Origin of the sequence: Streptomyces sp. NPDC000151 (assembly GCF_040301705.1) — a bacterium.
GTDB lineage: Bacteria > Actinomycetota > Actinomycetes > Streptomycetales > Streptomycetaceae > Streptomyces.
The window spans coordinates 1-18,651 of record NZ_JBEPFC010000143.1; the positions used below are offsets into that span (position 1 = coordinate 1).

An 18,651-nucleotide genomic window follows, 5' to 3' on the forward strand; every position below is an offset into this window, starting at 1 on the left:
CGGGTGACCTCGCCGGCCGCCGCGCCCGACGGGGAGACCGGCCCGGGCCGCCCCGCGGCCGTACGGCCCGGCCGCCGGCGCGCCCCCGCGGCGGACCCGGACCTCACCGAGCGGCGCGGCCCCTCCCTCCCCGGCGGGTACGCGCTGTGCGCCGGGCTGCTCGCCGCCGCGTGCTGCGGGGCGCTGCTGTGGTGGCACGGGATGCTGCCCGACCAGGCCGTACGCCTGCTGCGACTGCCCGCCCGCGCCCGTACGCCGCTGCCGCCCCGCGACCTGGCACTGCTCGTACTGGGCTGCGCGGCCACGCTCTTCGCGCTCGGCGGGCTGGCCCGCGGCCGGGTCGGCGGCGCCTGGGTGCTCAGCCTCTTCGGGCGCTACCGCGGCACCGTCCGGCGCACCGGCCTGGTGTGGATCAGCCCCGTGCTGCGCCGCCGCCGGGTGGACGTGCGGCTGCGGCACTGGCGCAGCGAGCCGATGCCGGCGGTGGACGCGGCCGGGGTGCAGCTGCGGGCCGTGGTGCTGGTGGTCTGGCGGGTCGTGGACGCCGCGCGGGCCCGGTACGCGGTCGACGATCACCTCAGCTACCTGCGCGAACAGGTGGAGGCGGGCACCGCGCGGGTACTCGGCCGGCTGCCCGCCGACGCCTTTCACGAGGAGTCGCCGAGCCTGCGGGACGCCGACGCGGTGGGCGACGCGCTGACGGCGCAGCTCGCCGCCGACTGCCGCCCGGTGGGCATCGAGGTGTTCTCCGCGCAGCCCACCCGCATCGAGTACGCGCCGGAGGTGGCGGCCGCCATGCACCGCCGGCAGATCGCCGCGATCGACGCCCGGCACCGCGACACCGTGCTGACCTCGGTGGTGGACGCGGTGGACGACACGGTACGGCGGCTCACCACCCGGGGGCTGGTGGAGCTGGACGACTACGAACGCAAGGCGCTGGTCAAGGACCTGACCGTGGCGTTCTACACCGCCCGCGGCAGCGCGGCGGCGCAGGAGTGAGGCGCCGTGGTGGCCGCCACGACCCGCACCCTCGAACTGCAGCTGCTGCTCGGCCCGGACACCGTCGTCCCGGTGGCGGGCCGGTTCAGCTACCGCAGCGACCGCCCGTACGAGGTGCGCGTCGCCTTCGTCAGCCAGGGCCGTACGGTCACGACCTGGGTGTTCTCACGGGAGCTGCTGCTCGCCGGGCTGCGCGGCCCGGCGGGTGAGGGAGATGTGCGGATGCGGCCGTTCCGGGACGCGGTCGGGCTCCGCCGGGTGCACATCGAGCTGTGGGCCGCCGGGAGCGCGTGCGCGCTGACGGCCGAGGCGACGGACCTGGCGGCCTGGGTGCGGGCGACGGCGGAGGTGGTGCCGCCGGGGGAGGAGGGCCGCTTCCTCGATCTGGACGCGCACCTCGCCCGGCTCTTCGCGGAGCGGAACTGAGGGTCCGGGTCCGCACCTTGCGGCCGCCTGAACGGGCGGCGGGGCACGGGTGACGAGCAGGTGGGCAATTGGTCTGGACAAGTGCAACAGGCGTCATTACGCTGCGACTTGGTCTAGACCGCAGTGCACGGCTCTCACCGAACCTCCCCCACGTTCAGGAGCGAAGCATGCGCAAGAAGATCAGCGTCGCCGTGATCACCCTCGGCATAGCCGGCGCCTCCCTGCTCGCCACGGGCAGCGCCTCCAGCCACGGGTACGGCACCCAGCCCCCGAGCCGGCAGTCGCTGTGCGCCGCCGGCACCGTCAAGAACTGCGGCGCCATCCAGTGGGAGCCGCAGAGCGTCGAGGGCCCGAAGGGCTTCCCGGCCGCGGGCCCCGCCGACGGCAAGATCTGTGCCGGCGGCAACTCCTCGTTCGCCGAGCTGGACGACCCGCGCGGCGGCCAGTGGCCCGCGACCGCCCTCAAGGCGGGGCAGGGCTTCACCTTCAGCTGGAAGATGACCGCCCGGCACGCCACGACGGACTTCCGGTACTACATCACCAAGGAGGGCTACGACCCGAGCAAGCCGCTCACCCGTGCCGCGCTGGAGTCGCAGCCCTTCATGACGGTGCCGATGGGCGGCAAGCAGCCGCCGGAGACCTGGAGCCAGCAGGGCACCGTCCCCACCGGCCACCACGGCCGGCACATCATCCTCGGCGTCTGGAACATCGCCGACACCGGCAACGCCTTCTACTCCTGCGCCGACGTGAACCTGTCGTAACGGCAGACCGCCGGCCGTCCCGGCACACGACGAAGGCCCTCACCGGAGTGAGGGCCTTCGCTGTCTGTGCGCCGTCAGGGACTCGAACCCCGGACCCGCTGATTAAGAGTCAGCTGCTCTAACCAACTGAGCTAACGGCGCCTGCTGACGACGTAAATACTACCCGCTCCTCGGGGGTGCTCCTGACCGTGTGGCCCCAGCCACACCGCGGGCCCCTGCTGTCGGGAGCTCACGCGCCCGGCAGCAGGTCAGAGCGCCAGCGACAGCAGGACCGGAGCCGCCCTGCGGTTCAGCGTGTCGGCGGCCTTGCGCAGCCGGTGGGCGTGCTCCAGCGGCATCGACAGCGCGAGGCAGCCCACCGTCGCGCCGGCCGTGATCGGGACGGCCGCGCAGACCGTGCCGACGGCGTACTCCTGGAGGTCCAGGACGGGGACGGAGGCCGGCTGGCTGTCGAGCTTGTGGAAGAGCACCTTCTCGTTGGTGATCGTCCGGGAGGTGAGCCGGGCGGTCTTGTGCCGCGAGAGGTGGTCCCGCCGGCCGTCGTGGTCGAGCTGGGCGAGCAGGCACTTGCCCATCGCGCTCGCGTGCGCCGTGCGGTGGAACTCCGCCCATTCGTTGACCTTGGGGGCCTGCGGGCCGTCGGCGTAGTGCAGGATGCGCACCTCGCCGTCGATGTAGCGGCTGATGTAGACCGCGGCGCCGACGGAGTCGCGCAGCTCGTCCAGCGAGGTCTGCAGCTTGTCGTTGAGCGCCTGGGCGCGGTCGACGCCGCCGCCGAGCAGCGACAGGGACTCCCCGACCACATACGCGCCGTCGGACAGCTGGTCGAGATAGCCCTCGCGGCGCAGCATCGCCAGCATGTGTGTGAGATGGCCGGCGGCCAGACCGGTCTCCCGCGCTATCTGCGCGTCGGTCGTGCCGGTGGGGTGCCGGGAAACCGTTTCGAGCACACGGAGTGCATAGCGCACCGAGTGGTAAGGCGCGGTGGGCTCGTACGTCGGCGCCACGGTGTCCCCCTAGCAGGTTGTGACCGTTTGCATCGTCACCGTCGCCGCCCGTCACGGACATCGTGCGTCGCGCGGCCTTACCGGGTGGCGGGGCTCGTACCACGATAGCCGCCAACCGGGCTTACAGGAGGGGGCCTTGAGTGAAAATCGTCGTTCGGGGTGCTTCTGTTCAGCGATTCACCACCATGGCATATGCCCACGGCACGACCCGGGGCAGAGAAACGGCCCGCCGCCCCGTCGTGGGGCGGCGGGCCGCTCCTCCTGTCCGGCGCGCCGGGGGGGATCAGAGCACCGCGCTCAGGAACTCCCGCGTCCGCTCGTGCTCCGGCTCCGTGAAGATCTTCTCGGGCGGCCCGGACTCGATGACCCGGCCCGAGTCGAACATCAGGACGTCATCGGAGATGTCCCGCGCGAAGTTCATCTCGTGCGTCACGCACAGCATCGTGATGTCCGTCGTGTGCGCGATGTCCCGCAGCACGTCCAGCACGCCGGCCACCAGCTCCGGGTCGAGCGCGGAGGTGACCTCGTCCAGGAGCAGCACCTGCGGCCGCATGGCCAGGGCGCGCGCGATGGCGACCCGCTGCTGCTGACCGCCGGAGAGCTGGGTGGGGTACTTGTCCACGTGCTCGGTCAGGCCCACCAGGTCCAGCAGCTCGTGGGCGCGCTCCTCGGCCGCCTCCTTGGACATCCCCAGCACGTGCACCGGCGCCTCGGTGACGTTGCGCAGCACCTTCATGTTGGGGAAGAGGTTGAACTGCTGGAAGACCATGCCGATGTTCTTGCGCACCTCGCGGGTGTGCTTCTCGCCGGCCGGTACGAGCTTCCCGTTCTTCTGTTCGTGGGTGAGGTACTCCCCGCCCACCCTGATCGTGCCCTCGTCCGGCTTCAGCAGCGTCATCAGCAGCCGCAGGATCGTGGTCTTGCCCGACCCGGAAGGACCGATGAGGGTGACGTGCTTGCCCGAGGAGACCGTGAAGTCCAGCGAGTCCAGGACCGTATTGGTACCGAAGCGCTTGGTGACGTGGTCGAAGCGGATCAGCTCGCTGCCGTCCACCGCCGGGTTGGCCGATTCTTTCGAGGGGGTGATGTCAGCGGACAAGGCGACGCTCCAGGGCTCGCAGAAGAAGGGAAGCCGGGTAGGCGATGACGATGAAGGCGAGGCCGACGACCGTGTAGGGCTCGATGGTCTGGAAGGTCTGGGACGAGAACTGGCGGGCCTCGCCCAGCATCTCCAGCACCCCGATCACGAAGATCATCGGCGTGTCCTTGAGCATCGCGACGACGTAGTTGCCCAGCGCCGGCACGACCCGGCGGATCGCCTGCGGCAGGATCACCGCGCCCCAGGTCCGCGAGCGCGGCAGGCTGAGCGCGGTCGCCGCCTCCCACTGGCCCACCGGCACGCCGTCGATGCCGGCGCGGTAGACCTCGGCGGTGTACGTCGAGTAGTGCAGGCCGAGGCCGATCACGCCGGTGGTCAGCGCCGAGAGCGTGATCCCCCACTCGGGCAGCACGTAGTAGAGGAAGAACAGCTGGACGAGTAGGGGGGTGTTACGGATGAACTCGGTGACCCCCACCACCGGCCAGCGCACCACGGCGTGCTCGGAGCGCTGCGCCATGGCCCAGAACAGCCCGAGGACGAAGGCGATCAGCGAGCCGAGCGCCAGGGCCTCCAGGGTGACCAGCAGGCCGTGCCAGAACATCGGCAGGAAGTCGCCGACCGCGTTCCAGTTCCAGTTCACTGGCCCGTACCTCCCGCCGGGGCCGCGCCGGAGCGCGTGACGTCGCCGACCTGGGCGGCGCTCAGCTTGCTGCGCAGGCCCTCACGCTTCTCGGGGGCCTTCCCGATCCCGGCCTTGGCGTGCCGCTCCACGACCCGCATCCCGCGCGTCAGCAGGAACGCCAGGATGAAGTACATGACCAGGATGATCGTGTAGACGGGGGCGCTCTGGCCGGTGGCGTTGCGTACCAGCGAGGCGCCGAAGGCGATGTCGGCCACGCCCATGATCGAGACCAGGGCCGTGCCCTTGAGCAGCTCGATCAGCAGGTTGTTGAACGGCGGGACCATCTCCGGCCACGCCTGCGGCAGGATGATCTTCCGCAGCTGCTGGGCGGGGCTGAAACTGAGCGCGATGCCCGCCTCGCGCTGGGCAGGGGCCACGGCATTGACCGCGCCGCGTACGACTTCCGAGCCGTACGCGCCGTAGCTCAGGCCCAGGGCCAGTACGGCTGCCCACATGGGGACCAGCTGCCACCCGAAGCCGATCGGGAGTACGAAGAAGACCCAGAACATCAGGATCAGCGCGGACGTGCCGCGGAAGATCTCGAAGTACGCGCCGGACAGGAAGCGCACGATCCACAGCCGGTGGGCCCGGGCCAGGCCGATGACGAAGGCCACCACGGCGGCGAGTGCGGCGCTGAAGACCGTCAGCTGGACGGTGATCCAGACGCCCTGGAGGAGGAGTTCCCACAAACCCCAGCTGATTTCGCTCATGGCTTGCACTTCTCCTTAGCGGTGATGGTCGTCATCTGGTCCTTCGTGAACCCGAAGGGCCGCATGACGTCCAGGAGTTCGCCGCTCTTCTTCATCTTGTGCAGCTCGCGGTTGAAGGCGTCCCGGAGATGGGTCTCCGGGGAGCGGAAGGCGAATCCGCCGACGTCGATGACCGGCTTTCCGTCCACGTACGGCGTGACTTCCTGGGTGGCCTCCGCCTTTGTCGTCTCGGTCTCGCGCACGACGTTCCGCACGGTCACCGCGGTGCCGACGAACACGTCGATGCGCCCCTGCTCGACCGCGAGCAGGCCGGCCAGCTGGTCGGGCAGGGTCGTGATGTTCTTGACCCCGGCCTCCTTGGCGTAGCCGATCTCCGCATAGCCGACGCCGGTCGCCATATGGGCACCGGCCTTGGCGATGTCCTTGTAGGAGTGCAGGTTCTTCGGATTCCCCTTCGGCACGATGAAGGCATCGAGCATCTGGTATTCGGGATCGGCGAAGATCACCTGCTGACATCGTTCCGGATTGATGTACATCCCGGCGGCCACGACGTCGAACTGGAGGGAATTCAGCCCGGTGATGAGCGAGCCGAATTCGGTGGCGAACGGCTGTACGTTCGCCACGCCCAGCCGCTTGAAGATCCGCTCGGCGATGGCCGGCGCCGAGCCGGTCATCTTCCCGTCCTTGCCGATGTAGCCGTACGGCTGCTCGCCGGCTAGGCCCAGCCGTACGGTGCCCTTGGCGCGCAGCTGTTCCAGCAGGTGCCCGCCGTCACCGGTGTCGGCCGTCGACACCCGGCTGCACCCGCTCGTGGCGCCCATCGCGCCCGCCGCGCCGAGCGCCGCCACCCCCGCGAGCAGCGTGCGGCGGCGGAGGCCGCTTCCCGAACTTCGCCCGGATTCTTTGGTGTTCCCCATTGGTGGAGCCATGGGCGCGCGACTACCCGAAGCCGCCGGAGCTATGCCGATCGTTTCCGGCCCTTGATGTTTCCGGTACCGAAGGGGACCTACATGCAGTTGCGGGGGAAACATGGGCGTAACAGCGGCTATGTGTGGGGTGGTTGGGACAGGAGGGAAATGACTTCTCCCGTGCTGCCCGGGGAAGTGTCCGGGGACGCCCTACGCTCGGGGTGCCGGGTGATACGTCACCGATGACCGGCAGTGACCGGTAAGCATGGTAATCAACCAAGAGGGGTCATCATGGCCGATCGATTCATCGAGGTCTCCCTGGACAAGCGCGGCGTCCGCTGTACGGCGAAGCTGCTCGACGACCGCGCGCCCGTCACCTGCGCCGCCGTCTGGGACGCGCTCCCGCTCGGCGGCGACGTCTACCACGCCAAGTACGCCCGCAACGAGATCTACGCCCTGGTGCCGCCCTTCGCCCCCGAGGAGCCGCCGCTGGAGAACCCCACGATCACCCCGATCCCCGGCGACCTGTGCTACTTCACCTTCACCGACACCCAGCTGGCTACCTCCTCGTACGGATACGAGGCGGCGGCCGAGCGGCAGGGCGCCAAGGCGGCGCACGCCGAGCGCACCACCGTCGTCGACCTCGCGCTCTTCTACGAGCGCAACAACCTGCTGATCAACGGCGACGCGGGCTGGGTCCCGGGCATCGTCTGGGGCTCCGTCGTGGACGGCCTGGACCGGATGGCCGACGCCTGCCAGGACCTCTGGCGGGCCGGCGCGCTCGGCGAGACGCTCAGCTTCCGCCGGGCGTAAGAGCCTGGGTCTAAACCCTGGTCGGATCAGCGAACGTCGTCTGGTGCGTGCTATCGCAAGGCGCCGGAGCGTCCTCGTAGCGGAGCTACGTGGGCGGTTCGGCAACGCCGCGAGAGTGCGTGCCAGGCGGCGGGCGCCCGGCCGGGGTTTAGACCCAGGCTCTAACGCTCAGCTCCCGCCGGGCGCGGCGATGAGCGCCGGGGCCGGGATGTCCGCCACCCCGGCCCCGTACAGGGCGTGCGCGGCGCGCAGTACCAGCGCGTCCGCGTGCCGCGCGCCGACCAGCTGCACCCCGATCGGCAGCCCGTCGCCGTCCACGCCGCACGGCAGCGTCGCGGCGGGCTGCTGCGTCATGTTGAAGGGGTACGTGAACGGCGTCCAGCCCGTCCAGCGCTCGTGCCCCGACCCCTTCGGCACCTCCACGCCCGCCTCGAAGGCCGTGATCGGCTCGGTCGGCGTGACCAGCAGGTCGTACGTCTCGTGGAACCGCCCCATCTGCCGGCCGAGCGCCATCCGTACGTCCACCGCCGCCAGGTAGTCCAGCGCGCTGTAGCGCGCGCCCTGCTCGCACACCGTGCGCAGCGCCGGTTCCAGCAGCTCGCGCGCCTCCTCCCCGAGCGGCTGCACGACCCGCGCCGCCCCGCTGAACCACAGGGTGTGGAACGCCTCCACCGGGTCCTCGATCCCCGGGTCGACCTCCTCCACGTGCGCGCCCAGCTCCGCCAGCTTCTCCACGGCCCGCCGGACCGCCGTCGCGATCTCCGGCCGTACGGGGACGTCCCAGCCGAGCGTCGGGCTGTACGCCACCCGCAGCCCGGCCACCGGCCCCGACAGCTGCTCCACGAACGAGCCGGACACCGGGCCGAGCTGCGACCAGTCCCGCCAGTCCGGGCCGGAGATCGCGTCCATCAGCAGCGCCGCGTCCGCCGCGTCCTTCGTCATCGGCCCGACGTGCGCCAGCGTCCCGAAGGGGCTCGATGGATACATCGGCACCCGTCCGTACGTCGGCTTCAGCGCGAAGACGCCGCAGAAGGAGGCGGGGATGCGGACCGAGCCGCCGCCGTCCGTCCCCAGGCTCAGCGGCCCGGCGCCCAGCGCCACGGCCGCCGCGCCCCCGCCGCTGGAGCCGCCCGCGGTGCGCTGCGGGTCGTACGGATTGCCCGTGACGCCCTGCAGGGGGCTGTCGGTGACGCCCTTCCAGGCGAACTCGGGCGTCGTGGTCTTCCCGATGAAGACCGCGCCCTGCTCCCGCAGCCGGGCGACCGAGGGCGCGTCCTCGTCCCACGCCTGGTTCGCGCGCACGGTCCGCGAGCCGCGCAGGGTCGGGCCGCCGCGCATCAGGATGATGTCCTTCACGGTGACCGGTACGCCGTCCAGAGGCCCGGCCGGCGTACCGGCCCGCCAGCGCTCCCCGGACTCCTTCGCGGCGGCCAGCGCCTCGTCGGGCTCCAGCCGGGTGAAGGCGTTGACGTACGGCTGCACCCGCTCCGCCCGGTCCAGTGCGGACCGCACCGCCTCGACGGGAGTGAACTCGCCGGCCGCGTAGCCGGCCGTGAGGCGCAGTGCTGTGAGATCCGCCAGTCGGTTCATCAAGCCCTCCATCGGGGGAGTGGAGCGTGCGCGGAATGCGCCCCGGCGGGCCGGGGCGCGGGCGGGCGCGGCGGAGGCCGTACGCGCGGGCTTACTGCACCGGCACGTACCCCAGCCGCTTGTCGACGACGTTCAGCAGCGGCTCGCCGGCCGCCCAGCGGTCGTAGTTGTCCATGAACTGCTCGGCGAGCGCGTCCCGCCAGCCGAGGGTGTCCCCGCACATGTGCGGCGAGACGATCAGGTGCGGGACGTCCCACAGCGGGCTGTCCGTGTCCAGCGGCTCCTGCTGGAAGACGTCCAGCGCGGCGGCCGCGATCTTCCATCCGCGCAGCGCCTCGATCAGATCCTGTTCGATCACCATCGGGCCGCGCCCGACGTTCACGAAGCGGGCCGATTCCTTCATCCGGCCGAACGCCCGCCGGTCGAAAAGGCCGCGGGTCTCCTCGGTGAGCGGAGCGGCGCACACCACCCAGTCGGCGGTCGGCAGCAGCCCGTCCAGTGCGTCGCTCGCATGTACCAGTCCGAACTGCGGATCACCCGTCCGCTCCCGGCGTCCGACCAGGTCGACCGTGATCCCGAGTGCTTTCAGGGTCTGCCCGATGGCCCGCCCGATCGGCCCGGAACCGACCACGACGGCCCGCGATCCGGCCACCCGGAGCGTTTCCCTGTGCTGCCACCGCCGCTGCCGCTGGAGTTCCCAACTGCCATAAAAATCCTTGGCCATCGCGATCACCAAACCGGCGACGTACTCCGCGATGGGTTGCTCGAAAACGCCCCGCGCATTGGTCACAACGGTCTCGTCCTCGATCAGCCCGGGGCACAGCAGCCGGTCCACGCCGGCGCTCGCGGTGTGCACCCAGGCGGGCCGCGGGCCGCCGGCGGCCCAGGCGTCGCGGATCGCGTCGGAGGTGAAATCCCAGGCCAAGAGCACATCGGCGGTAGGAAGTTGGCCGGCCAGCGTCATCTCGTCCGCGAAGATCACCTTGGCGCGTCCGGACAGTCTGTCGAGCTTCGGCGGCGGGTCGGTTCCGAGGACAAGGACGGTGTTTTCGGTCATGGATCAGAAACCGTTCTGAAACGTGTGCCCCGTTAAATGAAAGAGGCGCCGACAGATGCCTGAGATGCGAGGATTGACCACGCTAAGAAGTCGTATCTACCGTGTCAACAACGGCTCTGTCCCGACGTCCCGGCTTGTGCCGGCAGTTTCACAATCCCTGGCCAATGGCCTAGCCCTTCGTTCTTCTAGGGGCCATTCATGGACGTCTCTTTTCTCGGGGGCCCACAGCCTCAATGCGGTGTGGGCGTCGTTGCGCCCTTCGACTTCGCACTCGACCGCGAGCTGTGGCGCTGGGTACCCGACGACGTGTCCCTCCACCTCACCCGCACCCCTTTCGTGCCCGTCGAGGTCTCGCTCGACCTCGCCCGGCTCGTCAGCGAACACGAAACGCTCCGCGAGGCGGTGCAGGCGCTGTCCGCCGTCGCCCCGCGGGTGGTGTCCTATGCCTGCACCTCGGGCAGTTTCGTCGGCGGCGTGGCGGGCGAGCGCGCCATGTGCGCCGCCATGCAGCAGGCCGGTGAGGTGCCCTCGATGACCACGTCGGGGGCGCTGCTGGACGCGCTGTGCGAGATCGGCGCGCGGCGGGTCGCCCTGGTCACGCCGTACACCAAATCCGTCACCGACTCTCTGGAGGAGTATCTGGCCGAAGCGGGCATCACGGTCACGGGCCGCGCCTACCTGGGCCTGACCCGGCACATCTGGAAGGTGCCGTACCGCGACGTCGTCGACATGGCGCGGCAGGCGGTGGTGGGCGCGACCGACGCGCTCTTCATCAGCTGCACCAACCTCCCGACGTACGACGTGATCCCGCAGCTGGAGGCCGAGCTGCGGATGCCCGTCCTGTCGGCCAACCAGGTCACCATGTGGGGCGCGCTGCGCGCCATCGGCAGCCACGCGGTAGGTCCTTATCAGGCGCTGCTCGACCCCGTCGCGAGACGCGGCCCCGCGGCGCTGTCCGGATCGCCGGACGCCGTGCCGCGGCACCGGCCGGAGCCGGAGGCGGCCTTCGCAGGGCCGCCCGCGGTTCCGGAGGCCGAAGCGGCCGAGGGGCTCGACGTCCCGCCCTTTCCGGACGATACGTACGACGCCTGACGGCCTTTTGGCCGCCGGCGCGTACGCCAGCTGAACAGCACGTCGCTCCGTACACCCGCATCCGCACCACGTATGGGAGATCTGCATGGCCACGGTCGGCTTCCTCTACCCCGGCTACTCCGCCGAGGACGACTACCCCCGTATCGAGTCCCTCCTGGGCGGCGGCGTCCGGCTGCCGCTGGTCCACACCGACATCGGTGAGGACGCGCACCGGGTGGACGCCCTGCTCGAAATGGGGTCGGCGGCGCGGCTGGCCGCAGGGGTCGCCGACCTGAAGGACCGGGGTGCGGAGGCCGTCGTGTGGGCCTGCACGAGCGCCAGCTTCGTCTTCGGCTGGGAGGGCGCGCAGGAGCAGGTCCGGGAGCTGTCGGCGACCGCCGGGCTGCCCGCCTCCAGTACCTCCTTCGCGTTCGCGCGGGCCGTGCAGGCGCTGGGTGCCGAGCGGGTGGCCATCGCGGCGACCTATCCGGAGGACGTGGCCGAGCACTTCCACGCCTTCCTGAAGTCGTCCGGTACGGAGGTCGTCTCGACCCGCGGCAGCGGCATCATCACCGCGGCCGAGGTGGGCACGTGGGGCCTGGAGGAAGTACTGCACCTCGCCCGTACGGGCGACCATCCGGACGCCGAGGTGGTCCTGCTGCCCGACACCGCGCTGCACACTGCCGCGTACCTCCCCGCCGTGGAGGAGGCGCTGCGCAAGCCGGTGCTCACCGCCAACCAGGTCACCGTGTGGGAGGGCCTGCGGCTGCTGGACCGGGAGATCGTCCGGCCGGAGCTGGGGACCCTCTTCGCGGGGCCGCGGCGGGAGGGCTGACCGGGGGCCGGCCACGCGCGGGAATAAACGGAGATGTACTCCGGTTGGTGGCGGGGACGACCCGCTACCTAGGAGGACCCGCACCGTGAGCGGCCACCACGACGAGCGCCGGGGCCCGGCCCCCGAATCCGGCCGGGCCTCCGGCGCACCCGGCACCGACGAGATCCGGGGCACGGCGCACGGCACCGCGCCCGTACCGCTGTCCGTGCTGGACCTGCTGACCGTCGGCGCAGGCAACACCGCCACCGATGCGCTGCGCACCGCCGCCGCCATCGCGCAGACGGCCGAGCGCCGCGGCTACCACCGCTACTGGGTCGCCGAGCACCACTCCATGCCCGGCGTCGCCTCCTCCTCGCCGGCCGTCATCCTGGCCCACCTGGCCGCGCAGACCGAGTCCATCCGGCTCGGCTCGGGCGGCGTGATGCTGCCCAACCACGCGCCCCTGGTGATCGCCGAGCAGTTCGGCACCCTCGAAGCGATGGCCCCAGGGCGTGTCGACCTCGGCCTCGGCCGCGCGCCCGGCACGGACGGCGCCACCGCCGCCGCGCTGCGCCGCAGCGAGCGGCTCAACGAAGGCGCCGACGACTTCCCGCAGCAGCTCGCCGAGCTGATCCGCTTCCTGGACGACGACTTCCCCGACGGGCACCCGTACGCCCGCATCCACGCGGTCCCGGGCCCCGTCCAGGCCACCTCGCCCGGCGGCGTCCAGTCCGCGCACCGCCCGCCGGTCTGGCTGCTCGGCTCCTCCGGCTTCAGCGCCCGCCTCGCCGCCCAGCTCGGCCTGCCGTTCGCCTTCGCGCACCACTTCTCCGCGCAGAACACGATCCCCGCGCTGGACCTGTACCGCGAGACCTTCCGCCCCTCGGCCGTGCTGGACGAGCCGTACGCGCTGATCGGCGTCGGCGCGCTGGCGAGCGAGACCGAGGCGGAGGCCCGCCGGCAGGTGCTGGCCGGGGCGCTGTCCATGGTCCGGCTGCGCACCGGCCGCCCCGGCCTGGTGCCCACGCCGGAGGAGGCGGAGAACCACCCGTACAGCATGGTCGAGGAGGACTTCGTCGAGAGCTGGCTCGGCAACGTCGTGTACGGCACGCCCGACGCGGTCCGCCAGGGCCTGGACGACCTCGCCAAGCGCACCGGCGCCAACGAGCTGATGATCACCGCCAACGCCCACGGCGGCGCGGCCCGCCTCCGCTCCTACGAGCTGATCGCGGACGCGTACGGGCTGCCGGGCGGGGGCGCCTGACGGGGGACGGGGCCGGCGGGGGCGCGGTAGCTCCTGTCGGCCCCGCTTCCCCTCTTTCTTATGTGTTTTCTGCTGGGCCCCCGGTCCCCGCGAGCAGCGCCGGGATCCGGTCGGCCGGCAGCGGGCGGGCGTACAGCCAGCCCTGACCGGTGTCGCAGCCGATGCGGCGCAGCCGTTCGGCCTGCTCGGCGTTCTCCACGCACTCCGCCGTGACCGTCAGGCCCAGCCGGTGCGCCAGCGCCACCAGCGCCTCGACGATCGTCTCGTCCGCCGGGTTCGGATGCTCCTCGGAGCGGAAGCCGCGGACGAAGGAGCCGTCCAGCTTCAGTACGGAGACGGGCAGCCGGCTGAGGTAGGCCAGGTTGGAGTAGCCCGTGCCGAAGTCGTCGATGGCGATCCGGACGCCCATGTCGCTGAGCGCCTGAAGGGCCTGCAGCGGGCGGCCCGCCGAGCCCATCACGGCCGACTCGGTCAGCTCCAGCTGCAGCAGCTCGGGCGCCAGCCGGGTCTCGGCAAGGATCCCGGCCACGTCCGCGACCAGGTCGGAGTCCCAGACCTGGCGGACGGCCACGTTCACGCTCACGAAGAGCGGCGGCTCCTCGGGGCGGGCCAGCTGCCAGGCACGCGCCTGGTGGCAGGCGCGCTCCAGGACCCAGCGGCCCAGCTCGACGATCGCGCCGTTCTCCTCCGCCAATCCGATGAACCGATTCGGCGGAAGTGTCCCGAACTGCGGGTGCCGCCACCGTACGAGCGCCTCCACGCCCTGCGCCCGGCCGTCGCCGAGCCCGACCAGCGGCTGGTACTCCAGCGTGAACTCGCCGCGGTCGACGGCCGGGCGCAGCGTGCTGGAGAGCGCCTGGCGGGTCATGCGGTGCGCGTTGCGCTCCGGGTCGAAGAGCGTCCAGCGGGCCTTGCCGTCCGCCTTGGCCCAGTACAGCGTCGTGTCGGCGGCCTGCATCAGGCCCGTCGCCGTCGTGCCGGCCGCGGCCCGCTCGACCACTCCGATGCTCGCCGAGACCGACAGCCGCTGGCCCGCCAGGTCGAAGGGGCGCTGCAGCGCGTCCAGTACGGACTGCGCCAGGTCGGCCAGCTGCTCGGTACCGGTGGAGTCCTCGACCAGCAGCGCGAACTCGTCGCCGCCCAGCCGGGCCACCAGCTGCCCGCCGCGCCCGGCCCGGCCGGAGGGGCGCTCGCCGCAGTGGGCCAGCCGCTGCGCCACGGCGCCCAGCAGCCGGTCGCCGACGCGGTGCCCGAGCGTGTCGTTGACCGCCTTGAAGCCGTCCAGGTCGAGGTAGCACAGGCCGATCCGGCCCGTGCCGCCCCGGTCGTACGTCGCCGACTCCAGGGCGGCGGCCAGCCGCTCGAAGAACAGGGCGCGGTTGGGCAGCCGGGTCACCGGGTCGTGCATCTGGAGGTGGCGCAGCCGGGCCTGCAGGTCGTGCCGGTCGCTGACGTCCGTGACCGAGAGCAGGACGCGGTCCCCGCCGGGCAGCGGCTCGACGCTCACCTCGGCCCAGAGGGAGTGGCCCTCGGGGTGCTTCAGGCGGCGGGTGCAGCGCAGCCGGTCGCTGCGGCCGGCCAGCACGTCGCGGTACGCGGTCCAGATGTGCGGGTCGCCGCCGAGGTCGGTGAGGTCGGCGGCGGCGGCGGTGACCAGCGCGCGCGGGTCCCTGCCCAGCAGCTCGCCGAAGGCGGGGTTGGCGGCGGTCACCAGCCCGTCGCGGCCGAGGACGGCCATCGGCAGCCGGGCGGCCTCGAAGGCGGCGCGGTAGCCGCCGGGGGAGACGTGGAGGGGGGCGAGGGCGGTGCCGGGGGTGGTGCCGGGAGCGTCGTCCGGTGCGGCGGTGTGCTCGGCGCCCGTATGCGCGGCGCCGTCGCATTCGTTGGCCGTTTCCTCACCCTCCGTGACCGAGGGCAGTGTCGCTCCGGGGGCGCGGCTCGTGCCGTCGGAGTGTCCGCTCACTGCTCGCTCCCGCTGGCGCTGGTCCGGTCGGTCGGTCTCGGGGAAGGGGAATCCGCGGTGTAAGTGTGGCGATCATAGAGGTTTCCCGGACGGCCTAGCCAGCAACACAACCGTGGCGATCGCCATCGATGACGGATGTTTGATGGTTTCTGCGCGCGTCTGTTCGGCGACCGTTGCTGATCGAGCGATTGTGACGTTCCGTGATCACGGAGCGGGGTGTAGCTGTCACTCAACTGGCCCCATGGAACAGGACGAACCCCGACGAACCACCACAGGGTGGATGGGGTGTTCCGAATCCGTTCCGGGAGGTCGATGTGCCGCACTCCCAGACACTCCAGGGGGTGGACCGCGGACGACTGCGGCGGTTCGCCGCGATCGCCACCTCGCTGGTCGCCCTGATCGCCACCTCCATCGTCGCCGCCCCCGCCACCGCCTCCGAAGCCACGCTCTCCTGCGCCCTGCCCCGCGCGGACGTCCACCACTCCGAGGGCCTGGACTCCTGGAACGGCACCTACGCGCGCCCGCTGCACAGCCTCGACGCCGTCATGGTCTTCCTGTCCTTCCCCGACGCGCGGCCGCGCGTCGCGCCCCGCCGGCTGGCCACCGAGTACTTCCCCGCCACCACCCGCTTCTTCGAGACGGCCTCGTACGGCAGGTTCCGGCTGCGCCCCCACGTCCAGCGGCACTGGGTGAAGATGCCGCGCACGTCCGTCGCGTACGGGATACAGCGCGACTGGGACGCCGCCGGGCGCAGCGCCTACCTCGACGACGCGGTGGCGGCGGCCGACGCGGAGGTGGACTTCAGCCGGTACGACATGGTCTACCTGGTCGCCGACCCGGACGCGCCCGGTGTCGACTCCGACGCGACCAAGGTCGTCAACCTCGACCAGCCGCTGACGGCGGACGGCGCCCCGCTGCACCGCTTCGTCACCGTCTTCGAGAACAACCCGCCGGACCACAACGTCCTCGCCCACGAGACCGGCCACGTCTTCGACCTGCCGGACCTCTACCACCGGCCGGCCGACGGCATGGGCGACTGGGACACCCATGTGGGGGACTGGGACCTCATGGGCAGCCAGTTCGGGATGGCCCCCGAGCCCTTCGCCTGGCACAAGTGGAAGCTCGGCTGGCTCGCCGACCGCCAGGTCGACTGCATCCCCGGGAGCGGGAGCACGGTGCGCACGCTGCACCCCCTCTCCGCACCCGTACGCCCCGGTGACCGGCAGCGGTCGCGGTTGCTCGTCGCCCGTACCGGGGAGAGCAGCGCGATCGCGGTGGAGGCGCGGGACGCGACCGGCAACGACCGGGGCATCTGCCGCGAGGGCGTACTCGTCTACCGCGTCCGCAGCGCCACGCCCTCGGGCGAGGGCCCGGTGCAGGTGCTCGACGGCCACCCGCACTCCTCGGCCTGCTGGGGCGCCTCGGTCCACCCGCCGCTCGCGGACGCGCCGCTGGACGTCGGCGAGAGCCTGGACGCGGGGGATGGCGTACGGGTGGCGGTGACGGGCCGGACGGTGGCGGGCGACTGGACGGTCCGGATCACGCGCGAGTGAGCCCGCGGCCGCCGGCCGTCCCGGCACACGACGAAGGCCCTCACCGGAGTGAGGGCCTTCGCTGTCTGTGCGCCGCCAGGGACTCGAACCCCGGACCCGCTGATTAAGAGTCAGCTGCTCTAACCAACTGAGCTAGCGGCGCCTGCTGACGTGGAAAACCTTAGCACCCTGATCGGGGAGGGCAAAAATCGATTCGCCGCAGGTGATCGAGCAGGTGATCGACTTGGTTGGCGCGGGTGCTTCGGGCGCGGCGCTCAGGGGCGGGCGCCGGCGCCGGACGTGGCGGGGCGTTCGGGGTCGGGCGTGGTCGGGTGTACGGGGTCCGGCGCGGCGGGGCGTGCGGCGTCGGGCGCGGCGGGGCTCTCCGAGGGGGCCGAGCGGGCCGCTCGTACGCACGCCCACAGCAGGACGTCCGGGCCGGGCAGCCAGGGATCGCGGACATCCGGGGCGACCAGCCAGCGCGAGGACGGCGGCGGGGCGTCCGGCGCGGGCGCGAAGGGGTGCAGCGGCGGAATGCTCACCGCGTCCCCCGTGCCGTGGCACAGCAGCGGCGGCACCGACCGCGCCCACTCCTCCCAGGAGAGCAGCGCCGGCAGCCGCTGGGCGGTGCCGCGGGCCGCGAACAGCAGCACCCGGCCGCGATGCACGGCGACCGGTCCGGAGCCGGGGCCCGCCCATAAGCAGTCGGCCATCCGGCGGCCGAAGAGGGCGGGGGCGTTGATCACGTCGAACACCGTGCCGCAGGGCAGCACGCTCGGCACCGTGGGATGGGTGGCCCACAGGTGGTGTACCCGACGGGGGTGCGGACTCGCCGAGGCGAGCCAGTCGGCACCGGCGAGCGTGACGTACGACGCGAGGTGGAGGTCGGGGGCCGGGGGCTGGGGCCAGTCACTCATGACGTCAGGTCTACCGGTAGCAGAGGTTCCGTTTCTGCGGATTGCCGGAAAACGGGACACGGGAGAGTGAGACGGAGTATCTTCCTACCCGCATATGCCAACGGCCCATGATCACCGCCGCCTCGGGTCGGTCCGGCCGACCTCGTCGGGCCGGTCTATCCGACCTCGTCCGGGTGGGTGCCGCCGTCGCGCATGAGCGAGCGGCCGAACTCCACCATCTTGCGGGCGTAGTCCTCGGTCCAGCCGGACCGCTCCGCGAGCACCGCCATCGGCAGCCGGTCGAACCGCCGCGGATCGGCGAGCTGCGCCGCCGCCATCGCCTGGAACTCCGTCGCCCGGTCGGCCGCCGCGCGGAAGGCGAGCGCCAGCTCCGTGGAGCGGGACAGCAGCTCGCGGGGGTCCTCGATCGACTCCAGGTCGAAGAAGTGCTCGGGGTCCGCCGTGGCCTCGGGCGGCTCGAACAGCAGCGGCGCCGGTTTCAGGCGCCGGGGCGCGGGGGCCGCACCGCGCGGATCGGGAGCCGACTGCGGCTCGGACATGTACCTACCTCCAGAATCGTGTGCCGCGTCCCATTGTCCCGCGCCGCGCAAGTACGCCCCTTGCAGCCGGGACCCCCGCCGCTACGGCCGCCCCGGCACCCGGGCCCACGGTCGCTACGGCCGCCACGGCACCCGGTGTTCCGCCAGGTGTGCCAGTACCGCGTGGTTCGCCTCCCAGCCGTCCGGGAACTTGACCGTGACGCCGAGCTGGACCGGCTCCGTGGACGGGTGCTCGTCCAGCAGTTGTGTCACGCCCTCGCGGCACACCACGATGCACGCGTGCCGGTGCCGCGAGGCCAGTACGCACAGGCGGCCCGTCTCCAGGTGGAAGGCCGTCGCGTCCGGGCGCCCGGACAGCGGGTGCAGGACGACCGTGACGTCGAACTCCCGGCCCTGGAGGCGGTCCGAAGGCCAGTCGGGACACCAGCCGGTCAGGGCCAGATCGTGCTGCTTCGATGTGCTGCCGATGACCTCGTAGAACGTCGAGGTGTCGATGTTG

General features: G+C 71.8%; 18 protein-coding genes, 2 tRNA genes and 1 pseudogene. 8 read left to right on the forward strand and 13 right to left on the reverse strand.

The annotated features are described in order from the left end of the window. From ABT381_RS29030 to ABT381_RS29040, 3 genes are all read left to right on the forward strand, one after another. Positions 1–999, forward strand: a 999-nt coding sequence (locus ABT381_RS29030) for an SPFH domain-containing protein (RefSeq protein WP_351599542.1), incomplete at its 5' end; no start/stop codon positions are given. 9 nt (positions 1,000–1,008) lie between these two features. Further along, a complete protein-coding gene (locus ABT381_RS29035) occupies positions 1,009–1,425 on the forward strand; it encodes an SsgA family sporulation/cell division regulator (protein ID WP_351599543.1) in 417 nt (138 codons plus the stop codon). Between the two features lie 167 nt (positions 1,426–1,592). Next, on the forward strand, positions 1,593–2,186 hold the full coding sequence (locus ABT381_RS29040; RefSeq protein WP_351599544.1) for a lytic polysaccharide monooxygenase auxiliary activity family 9 protein: 594 nt from the start codon (positions 1,593–1,595) through the stop codon (positions 2,184–2,186). Between the two features lie 67 nt (positions 2,187–2,253). Here the strand turns inward: ABT381_RS29040 and ABT381_RS29045 are convergent. The 6 genes from ABT381_RS29045 to ehuB all read right to left on the reverse strand — a co-directional run bounded on the left by ABT381_RS29045 (position 2,254) and on the right by ehuB (position 6,601). Further along, positions 2,254–2,327: transfer RNA gene (locus ABT381_RS29045), tRNA-Lys, on the reverse strand. A gap of 107 nt (positions 2,328–2,434) precedes the next feature. Continuing rightward, a complete protein-coding gene (locus ABT381_RS29050; RefSeq protein ID WP_351599545.1) occupies positions 2,435–3,193 on the reverse strand; it encodes an IclR family transcriptional regulator in 759 nt (252 codons plus the stop codon). A 283-nt stretch (positions 3,194–3,476) separates the two neighbouring features. After that, positions 3,477–4,292, reverse strand: coding sequence for an ectoine/hydroxyectoine ABC transporter ATP-binding protein EhuA (gene ehuA, locus ABT381_RS29055; RefSeq protein ID WP_351599546.1), 816 nt, complete (start codon positions 4,290–4,292; stop codon positions 3,477–3,479). Beyond that, positions 4,282–4,932 (reverse strand): ectoine/hydroxyectoine ABC transporter permease subunit EhuD, encoded by a 651-nt coding sequence (gene ehuD, locus ABT381_RS29060; protein ID WP_351599547.1) that lies wholly within the window; start codon positions 4,930–4,932, stop codon positions 4,282–4,284. The genes ehuA and ehuD overlap by 11 nt, the downstream gene beginning before the upstream one ends. Continuing rightward, positions 4,929–5,684, reverse strand: coding sequence for an ectoine/hydroxyectoine ABC transporter permease subunit EhuC (gene ehuC / locus ABT381_RS29065; RefSeq protein WP_351599548.1), 756 nt, complete (start codon positions 5,682–5,684; stop codon positions 4,929–4,931). Before ehuC ends, ehuD begins: the two co-directional genes overlap by 4 nt. Continuing rightward, positions 5,681–6,601 (reverse strand): ectoine/hydroxyectoine ABC transporter substrate-binding protein EhuB, encoded by a 921-nt coding sequence (gene ehuB, locus ABT381_RS29070; protein ID WP_351599549.1) that lies wholly within the window; start codon positions 6,599–6,601, stop codon positions 5,681–5,683. Before ehuB ends, ehuC begins: the two co-directional genes overlap by 4 nt. Before the next feature lie 282 nt (positions 6,602–6,883). Here ehuB and ABT381_RS29075 point away from each other — a divergent pair, with 282 nt between their 5' ends. Next, positions 6,884–7,405, forward strand: coding sequence for a DUF3830 family protein (locus ABT381_RS29075; RefSeq protein WP_351599550.1), 522 nt, complete (start codon positions 6,884–6,886; stop codon positions 7,403–7,405). A gap of 168 nt (positions 7,406–7,573) precedes the next feature. Here the strand turns inward: ABT381_RS29075 and ABT381_RS29080 are convergent, their stop codons facing one another. After that, positions 7,574–8,995 carry an amidase gene (locus tag ABT381_RS29080; RefSeq protein ID WP_351599551.1) on the reverse strand — a complete coding sequence of 474 codons (1,422 nt, stop codon included), beginning with the start codon at positions 8,993–8,995 and terminating at the stop codon, positions 7,574–7,576. A gap of 91 nt (positions 8,996–9,086) precedes the next feature. After that, on the reverse strand, positions 9,087–10,052 hold the full coding sequence (locus ABT381_RS29085; protein WP_351599552.1) for a D-2-hydroxyacid dehydrogenase: 966 nt from the start codon (positions 10,050–10,052) through the stop codon (positions 9,087–9,089). A 198-nt stretch (positions 10,053–10,250) separates the two neighbouring features. On the opposite strand from ABT381_RS29085, the gene ABT381_RS29090 reads away from it, so the two are divergent. The 3 genes from ABT381_RS29090 (at position 10,251) to ABT381_RS29100 (ending at position 13,201) form a co-directional block, all read left to right on the forward strand. Beyond that, positions 10,251–11,144, forward strand: a complete 894-nt coding sequence (locus ABT381_RS29090) for a maleate cis-trans isomerase family protein (RefSeq protein ID WP_351599553.1) — start codon at positions 10,251–10,253, stop codon at positions 11,142–11,144. 85 nt (positions 11,145–11,229) lie between these two features. Continuing rightward, positions 11,230–11,958 carry a maleate cis-trans isomerase family protein gene (locus ABT381_RS29095; protein WP_351599554.1) on the forward strand — a complete coding sequence of 243 codons (729 nt, stop codon included), beginning with the start codon at positions 11,230–11,232 and terminating at the stop codon, positions 11,956–11,958. 85 nt (positions 11,959–12,043) lie between these two features. Further along, a complete protein-coding gene (locus ABT381_RS29100) occupies positions 12,044–13,201 on the forward strand; it encodes an LLM class flavin-dependent oxidoreductase (RefSeq protein ID WP_467754344.1) in 1,158 nt (385 codons plus the stop codon). Positions 13,202–13,259: 58 nt separating this feature from the next. Here ABT381_RS29100 and ABT381_RS29105 read toward each other — a convergent pair whose 3' ends face one another. Further along, a complete protein-coding gene (locus ABT381_RS29105) occupies positions 13,260–15,164 on the reverse strand; it encodes a putative bifunctional diguanylate cyclase/phosphodiesterase (RefSeq protein ID WP_351599555.1) in 1,905 nt (634 codons plus the stop codon). Between the two features lie 341 nt (positions 15,165–15,505). On the opposite strand from ABT381_RS29105, the gene ABT381_RS29110 reads away from it, so the two are divergent. Continuing rightward, positions 15,506–16,717, forward strand: coding sequence for a M6 family metalloprotease domain-containing protein (locus ABT381_RS29110; RefSeq protein ID WP_351599556.1), 1,212 nt, complete (start codon positions 15,506–15,508; stop codon positions 16,715–16,717). A gap of 68 nt (positions 16,718–16,785) precedes the next feature. Here the strand turns inward: ABT381_RS29110 and ABT381_RS29115 are convergent. The 4 genes and pseudogenes from ABT381_RS29115 to ABT381_RS29130 form a co-directional block, all read right to left on the reverse strand. Beyond that, positions 16,786–16,859: transfer RNA gene (locus tag ABT381_RS29115), tRNA-Lys, on the reverse strand. A gap of 112 nt (positions 16,860–16,971) precedes the next feature. Next, a complete protein-coding gene (locus ABT381_RS29120; RefSeq protein ID WP_351599557.1) occupies positions 16,972–17,613 on the reverse strand; it encodes a hypothetical protein in 642 nt (213 codons plus the stop codon). Positions 17,614–17,768: 155 nt separating this feature from the next. Next, on the reverse strand, positions 17,769–18,152 hold the full coding sequence (locus ABT381_RS29125; protein ID WP_351599558.1) for a DUF8844 domain-containing protein: 384 nt from the start codon (positions 18,150–18,152) through the stop codon (positions 17,769–17,771). 114 nt (positions 18,153–18,266) lie between these two features. After that, a pseudogene (locus ABT381_RS29130) lies at positions 18,267–18,651 on the reverse strand (hypothetical protein); the annotation flags it as partial.

What these genes read in the sequence shown, in the direction of transcription:
- ABT381_RS29040 (WP_351599544.1), top strand. Translation starts at nt 1,593, where the DNA reads ATGCGCAAGAAGATCAGCGTCGCCGTGATCACCCTCGGCATAGCCGGC.
- ehuC (WP_351599548.1), bottom strand. Translation starts at nt 5,684, where the DNA reads ATGAGCGAAATCAGCTGGGGTTTGTGGGAACTCCTCCTCCAGGGCGTC.
- ehuB (WP_351599549.1), bottom strand. Translation starts at nt 6,601, where the DNA reads ATGGGGAACACCAAAGAATCCGGGCGAAGTTCGGGAAGCGGCCTCCGC.
- ABT381_RS29075 (WP_351599550.1), top strand. Translation starts at nt 6,884, where the DNA reads ATGGCCGATCGATTCATCGAGGTCTCCCTGGACAAGCGCGGCGTCCGC.
- ABT381_RS29080 (WP_351599551.1), bottom strand. Translation starts at nt 8,995, where the DNA reads ATGAACCGACTGGCGGATCTCACAGCACTGCGCCTCACGGCCGGCTAC.
- ABT381_RS29085 (WP_351599552.1), bottom strand. Translation starts at nt 10,052, where the DNA reads ATGACCGAAAACACCGTCCTTGTCCTCGGAACCGACCCGCCGCCGAAG.
- ABT381_RS29090 (WP_351599553.1), top strand. Translation starts at nt 10,251, where the DNA reads ATGGACGTCTCTTTTCTCGGGGGCCCACAGCCTCAATGCGGTGTGGGC.
- ABT381_RS29095 (WP_351599554.1), top strand. Translation starts at nt 11,230, where the DNA reads ATGGCCACGGTCGGCTTCCTCTACCCCGGCTACTCCGCCGAGGACGAC.
- ABT381_RS29120 (WP_351599557.1), bottom strand. Translation starts at nt 17,613, where the DNA reads ATGAGTGACTGGCCCCAGCCCCCGGCCCCCGACCTCCACCTCGCGTCG.
- ABT381_RS29125 (WP_351599558.1), bottom strand. Translation starts at nt 18,152, where the DNA reads ATGTCCGAGCCGCAGTCGGCTCCCGATCCGCGCGGTGCGGCCCCCGCG.